Source organism: Fictibacillus sp. NRS-1165 (assembly GCF_050468105.1).
Lineage (GTDB): Bacteria > Bacillota > Bacilli > Bacillales > Fictibacillaceae > Fictibacillus_C > Fictibacillus_C terrinigri.
Genome location: NZ_JBDPNU010000055.1, coordinates 1 through 6,447 on the forward strand (window position 1 = coordinate 1; position 6,447 = coordinate 6,447).

The following is a 6,447-nucleotide window of genomic DNA, read 5'->3' on the forward strand; positions in this document are numbered from 1 at the left end:
ATCTTGATGATTTATTAAATGGCGATCTATTCATGAATAACTTTAATTTCTTTATTGACCTTGAAAAGAGAACCAAAATTAAAGGCCAAGGAGACAAACTTGAAATAGCGTAGCGTACGTTTTTCGTGGGAAAAACGTATACGTTATTGATGAGCACACTGGAATGATAGTAATGACAGCAACCACAGCAGAAATTACAGAACGCTATAACGAAATGGGGAGTATGGCACTTTTTTGTTTTACGAGGTTTAGTTCACATGAGTTTGAAGTGGTTGAAGAAGAGCGAGATAAAGTAATTGCAAGGTTAGATTTACCTCAAAATCAACGAGAGGCTTTTACTGATACTTTCGGCGATACTGCTGTCCTTTTACCTAATGATTTTATGGATCGTTTAAAGGCGGTCTCAGAGGACCTGGGATTAGAAGCTATTGCAGGAAATGTGAATATCTGGATTATAACCATCTTGATTCTACCAGACAGGAAGAATTTGAAAATCAATCATTCAACATATTATTTTGGAAAGATAATATTTTTAAAATTCAACGGGAAGTTCGCTATATAATAACTAACCGTTTGGTTGAAGATAAATTCATTTTAAATATTGGCACCATTAGAAACAACGCCATGGTTTATCCGAATCCATATGATCATGAAGATTCTAAAATGGTATCCGAAGGTTCGGTCTGCGGAGTTCAATATTATAATGAAAAAAAGCAATAAATTAGCTAAACGATCTTAGTGAACCAGAGATTTTCTGTTTACGCAAAAATTGAATCTCGGGCGTATTCCTGTTGGAAAGCGCCCTTTTTGTATCGACCGTTTTAAAAGTCCTGTAATGTACAAGCATTTTTTCTCTTCCTTTCATATTTTAATAATTGTTTCTTTAATAGAAACAAAATGAAGAAACCTGAAAGGAAGAACGTTGTGTACAATCGAAATTATCCGCTTTGTGAAAAAAGAAATGGAGATTATCCGGATACAGCATTTGGAATACCGGGCACGCACTTTTTGTTAACTCATTATTTGTTTCAAATTTTCTTGAAGTAGACGGGAAATCCATTCATTGATGTTAGACCAAAGGAGGCATCGTCCTCCTTTTTGTAATTACATAAAATTTAGCATCCTGCCCAAAAGTCAAATGGTTTTGGACATTTGTTTCGGGCCAGGTTAGTTTTGTACTACCCAATCCGTTGAAGAAGCTGTACCAAAAGCTTTATACAGCTTCTTTGAGCTGGTATCCAGGTATTCTTGACCGATTTGTTGCGGAATAGAGGCAGGCGGGGCCGTTCCGGTGAGGATCGGCACTTGCAAATGTAAAGCGACCCCTGCAGGTGTACCGTAAAAGCCTGCAACAGAATCAATGAGAGTATAGACACCCTTTGTTCCTAGGGTTAGCTGGAATCCTTCAGTATAATGCGTAAAATCACAGTTGATAAAAGTAACATGAGCATCCTCGGAATGGATGACACCCCTAGGTGCCGCATATCCTCCATTGAAATCTGTACAGTTCGCAAAAGTAGCTCGTTTAAAGTTTCGCAAGCAAATGCCTGTGTAACGCGCGGCCAAGTAAGCGTTTTGCACCGTCACGCTTTGGATCTGCCCGGCACCTGGATACTGGTATAAATAAACCGCATCCCTCAGGTATTGATAATTTTGAATGAGCAGATTTTTAATCGTATCTTTCATCAGAACCGCGACGTTTGTACAATTTTCTACAATGACATTTTCAATATACTGCATGGGCATGGACGTATGATAATCTGCCGCACGCAAATTGAACTGAACGGATGCTTTACTATGAATGTTCCGAAGGGTTATGGAAGAGATTTTGTTCATTGTCCATGTACCCCCTGACTGGGCATATCCTGTTAAAGATAACTGTCCGCCATTCGGCAGCTTCAACGTATCAAAAACATAACTGCACTTTTCGTAATCGTCTCCTGATTTAAAGGAGCTTGCGGTTTTTTCCAAATGATAAGCTGTACAGTTTCGCATGATGACATTTCCAATGACATTAAAGCTATCAAAATCGCAATTCTCAAAGGTGGAGCGTATGGTATTGTCATGGAGGTCAAAACTATACTGTGCTCCCTCTGGCTCAGCGTAAAATGAACAGTTTTTAAAGTAAATCATATCGATTGGCTCATACCCGCCGCCTGCATGGCCATGTCTGCCAGTACGTGTTTTACAAGTATCATAAATAACATTGTTTGAACTCATCGTGCAAAATCCATAGGATGTACCTGTTCCCGAGTACCATGCCCTCCCTGTCTCACATTCCTTGAACGTAACTCCTACACAATACCGTGGGGTAATATTTGTATCAAATCCATCCACAAATACACCTTCAATGTAGGAATGAACGCATCTTTCCAATTTCATACCCATGCTATTTGCAGGTACGGCAGCCTGCGTGTTAATCAGGTTTAATTTTCCTTCCAACCGGACATTAGCTGGAGAATAAACCTCTACAGTATTGACTGATGTTATGGAATAAGGCAATCGTTCTGCAAAATAGATGCGGTCCGAAGCTACTTTGGATACGATCACGGAAGAGCCTTTATAATAATAGTTTCTGCTCGGATGGTATAACTCGGTCGTAGATATAAACCGGACGATATCCCCTGCGGCAATTCCTTCGGTGGAACGCATAAGCAAGTAGTTTCTGCCTTGCGTGTATCCCCCGGCTGCTGCCAAGGCATTGGTTTTGAGTGTTCCCGTAAAAGTGAGAGCTTGCCCCGTATGAGTGACGTTTAAGATCGCGTTCTTGGATAGAATTTTCGCAGATCCTGCTGTAATCGGCGCATTTAGAGTATACGTCCCCTCTAAGATCACCCAAGATTTGCCCCCGGCGGCTGTTAAGGCGTCTTGTATGGCCGCTGAATCATTGGTTCCTGGGGTAACCCTGATAAATGGAGCCGATCCTTCAAAGTCCATTAAACAAGTTTCATCTTCAGCAATCTTTGCTTGTTGATTATTATCAGGCAAAGTAAGCCCCCCTTACTAGCAATTTGGATTTGTGCTTTTCTTTCGATGCACTACATACATTTCCCGCAAAGCCGAGAATTAAACGATGGATCTTCCGCATGAATCGACGAAATCAACAAGAACTGATCCCAGCGGCAGCCTTTTGCTGCAAGTTTACGTCGAAAAACACCTGGCATCAATAATGGAGACCAGGGTGTTTTTAAGCTTTTACATATAAAATGGCTGCCATGCTTTCGAATTTGCACCAAGGCAAACCGGCACCAAAATCCTTTGCCAGGTTACCGCTTTCCTTTCTCCTTCTTTTGCGATTTTCTGCTCTCTCTTTTGCCGTATTAAAACAACTCTTCCTCCACATTCGTCTCTGGAATCACCTGGGGAATGGGTGTCGGTCGTCCGTTGTCATCAAGGGCAACCATGGTTAAAAAGGAAAGGGCACATGCATTTCGTTCTCCTGTTAATAAATCTTCGGCGACACTTTGACGAATACTTTTATTGAGGTCCGACCCGTATAGGTTACAAATGCTTCTAGGCAAACCGCACTTGCTTCATTAATGGGGTGGAGGAAGTCGACAGAATCAGTCGAAGCAGTTACGGTGTTTCTTCGTGAATGGCGCATGGATGAGATGGAGGCGATATTTTGCTGATGCAGGGGGGCAAGGAGATGCGTTACGGTTACCTTCATAGGAAGGATTCAAACAGAAGATTAAGAGAGATAATAAGAAAAACCGATGCTTCTACACCTTAAGAAGCTTCGGTTTTATCATTGCGGGTGCAAGGTACAAAAAACAAAGGGATTCCTTGTGGTATATCGATGCTATGTACCCCAGGTTTCATCAAGGTATTGTGCATAGTACGAAATCCCGCGTTTAAAGTTTTGAAGGGTTTCATCATTCGTGGTGTCCATCAAATTCATTAATACAATCTCCATTGCTTCTTTATACTTCCCTGTATTATAAAGAGCGATAGAGTAAAAGACTTGGAGACCACGATGTTCAGGAACTCTGTTACACCACGGTGCAGTGTTTCAACCGCTTCTTGATAGCGTCCCAAAAGGCGGTAAGGGAATACCTGATCTAGTATCAATTGAAGCTTGGTTTGAGAGTCGTTACTTGTGATCGTTTCTTGTTGTCTTGTAAGGTTGCGAAGGTTTAAAAGCTGTATACCTCTTTTTCGGTGAGAAGCTAACTCTTCCTTATAAAACAGTTCACAAAGTTGATACGCATCAGCTGCATCCGACTTTCCTAAGATTTGCACTACGGGAACGATGAGAAACAAGTGGATTTATCACGATGTACACATAATTGTGATTCTCAAGAAACTGAACGACTGGATGATGATATGACCCGTTGATTCTAGAATAACCGAAGGTTTCTTACCATTCGTTAATCTCGTAATCTCTATAAGAATTCTAATAAGCAATCTAAACCATCAAGAGTATGCTTAACGCTAATAGGGTTTTCCTTTATCTAAAAAGGCTTGAACCTGACTTTCTCCTTTTGAAACATCCAGACCTACAACTGGATTCATCTATGATTCTCCTCCTAGAAATAAAATTAGTCGGTAACCCCTTAGCTCCTTGTAATGTCATAGGTTCGCTTGTTAAACGAGATCCTTGTCCAAACCAGCCTGAAACATGTTTATACAAGTAGGGGGTGAACAGTTTTGTTGACCGCTATAATAAGAACAAATGAAATAAGGTCAACCAGAAATTTCTGGTTAACTTTATATTACGAACGGGTGCTTTAATGGAAGATCCGGTGTAAATCAAATTAATCTACATACATGTAAAGGGACTCGTCAAATGACGAGTCTATCATTTCCCTTATTAAATTTGAAAATGCATCTCAAAACGTAACCCTTTACTTCCAATGGAAGGTCTATTTTATAAGTAGAGATTATGAGCATAAAAGAAAAAATTAGAAATTTCACGTAGTTGTGATTGCTGCAATAGGAGAAAGGCAATACATATAAATATAAGAAATTTAAAGGAGAATGTAATGGAGACACGTACTACAAAGAGCTCAGCTGCAATTGATAACAGATATAACTTTACAGCCAGAAATTTTATATCAGGTTACTTGTTTGGTCTTGGTTTTGTTGCTTTTTTTGATGAGGCTGTTTTTCATCAGCTGTTGCATTGGCATCATTTTTATGATAAGTCTACTACTAGCATGGGTTTAATCTCTGATGGGATTTTTCATGCTTTCAGCTGGTTTGCGACAATTGGCGGTCTTTTCCTTTTTGCAGATCTTCGTAGGCGTAAAGCACTTTGGCTCGCAAGGTGGTGCGGAGGCGTTTTGCTTGGTGCTGGTGTTTTTCAATTTTTTGATGGTACGATTCAGCACAAGGTATGGCGTATTCACCAGATTCGGTATGTAGACAATGTTTATATCTATGATTGGATCTGGAATATCACTGCTGCAATCATGATTATTGCTGGAATCATGATTACCGTTCACACAAAACAAAAAGCAAAGGCTGCTAAACATGCATAACCACCACCATGTAAATAACGGTATGAACCATGAATTTGTACAAGCAGGTCTTGTTTTATTTTTTATTATTTTTATTCTACTTTATGTTTTAGCTGTCATTAAAAACAATAAACACAGACACCAATGGCCGTCGTATAAGACGCTTTATTGGATACTAGGTGTTTTATGTTCTGCTGTTTCCATGATAGGACTACTAGCAGAAAAGGCTCATGTGAGTTTTATAGCTCATATGACAAGTCACTTATTACTTGGTATGCTTGCACCTTTATTTATTGTGTTAGCTTCTCCAGTAACTCTTTTTTTGCGTTCCTTATCAGTTGCAAAAGCTAGATTGCTCACTTCTCTTTTAAAAAAGAAAATCATGCACATCTTTCTGGATCCCTTGGTAGCAGCTATCCTTAATATAGGAGGATTATGGCTTCTATACACGACTGACCTTTACATGCTTATGCACCAATACATTTGGCTTTTTATTTTTATTCACCTTCATCTATTTTTAGCAGGCTATCTTTTTACAACAGCTATACTATCTATCGATCCTGTTATACCAAAAAATCATTTTTGGTATCGTTCTCTTGTTCTTGTAATGGCCCTAGGGTCTCATGGAATTTTGTCAAAGTATATATATGGTCATCCTCCCGAAGGAGTACCACAAAAACAAGCTGAGAGTGGAAGTATGCTTATGTATTATGGAGGTGATCTTGTAGATATCGTTCTGATCTTCCTGCTATGTTTGCAATGGTATAACGCTTCTCGTCCACGACAGTACCCTGTATCACAGTAAAGTAGCTACTGATCTAAGGAGAGCTTAGTAAATGATAAGGAAGCCCGGCCCCTTTTTTACAAGAGGGCTTCTATTTTTTTAGAATAGATAGAAAATAATCCTATTAACCAAAAAAGTAATCTGCTGATATTACGGCATATTATGCAAATTTTGAAAAGAGAAAAAAGGGTGAAATGTGTT

5 protein-coding genes and 1 pseudogene are annotated in these 6,447 nt (G+C 39.5%); 3 read left to right on the forward strand and 3 right to left on the reverse strand.

The genetic code is table 11. The annotated features are described in order from the left end of the window. Positions 1-172 precede the first annotated feature (172 nt). Positions 173-562, forward strand: a complete 390-nt coding sequence (locus ABHN01_RS21280) for a hypothetical protein (RefSeq protein ID WP_429877181.1) — start codon at positions 173-175, stop codon at positions 560-562. A 605-nt stretch (positions 563-1,167) separates the two neighbouring features. Here ABHN01_RS21280 and ABHN01_RS21285 read toward each other — a convergent pair. The 3 genes and pseudogenes from ABHN01_RS21285 to ABHN01_RS21295 form a co-directional block, all read right to left on the reverse strand. Continuing rightward, a complete protein-coding gene (locus tag ABHN01_RS21285) occupies positions 1,168-2,988 on the reverse strand; it encodes a hypothetical protein (protein WP_429877182.1) in 1,821 nt (606 codons plus the stop codon). 454 nt (positions 2,989-3,442) lie between these two features. Beyond that, entirely contained in the window at positions 3,443-3,670 is a 228-nt protein-coding gene (locus ABHN01_RS21290; RefSeq protein WP_429877183.1) for an acyl-CoA thioesterase, read from the reverse strand. Between the two features lie 377 nt (positions 3,671-4,047). Next, positions 4,048-4,515 (reverse strand): annotated as a pseudogene (locus ABHN01_RS21295) (IS110 family transposase); the annotation flags it as partial. A 470-nt stretch (positions 4,516-4,985) separates the two neighbouring features. Between ABHN01_RS21295 and ABHN01_RS21300 the strand changes: the two are divergent. Both ABHN01_RS21300 and ABHN01_RS21305 read left to right on the forward strand, forming a co-directional pair. Then, positions 4,986-5,483: a DUF2243 domain-containing protein gene (locus tag ABHN01_RS21300; protein WP_429877184.1), complete on the forward strand. Its 498-nt coding sequence runs from the start codon at positions 4,986-4,988 to the stop codon at positions 5,481-5,483. Continuing rightward, positions 5,476-6,267, forward strand: coding sequence for a cytochrome c oxidase assembly protein (locus ABHN01_RS21305; protein ID WP_429877185.1), 792 nt, complete (start codon positions 5,476-5,478; stop codon positions 6,265-6,267). The genes ABHN01_RS21300 and ABHN01_RS21305 overlap by 8 nt, the downstream gene beginning before the upstream one ends. Positions 6,268-6,447: the final 180 nt, after the last annotated feature.

Bases quoted from the DNA above. Each gene is read 5' to 3' on its own strand.
- ABHN01_RS21300 (WP_429877184.1), top strand. From the start codon at position 4,986: ATGGAGACACGTACTACAAAGAGCTCAGCTGCAATTGATAACAGATAT.
- ABHN01_RS21280 (WP_429877181.1), top strand. From the start codon at position 173: ATGACAGCAACCACAGCAGAAATTACAGAACGCTATAACGAAATGGGG.
- ABHN01_RS21305 (WP_429877185.1), top strand. From the start codon at position 5,476: ATGCATAACCACCACCATGTAAATAACGGTATGAACCATGAATTTGTA.
- ABHN01_RS21290 (WP_429877183.1), bottom strand. From the start codon at position 3,670: ATGAAGGTAACCGTAACGCATCTCCTTGCCCCCCTGCATCAGCAAAAT.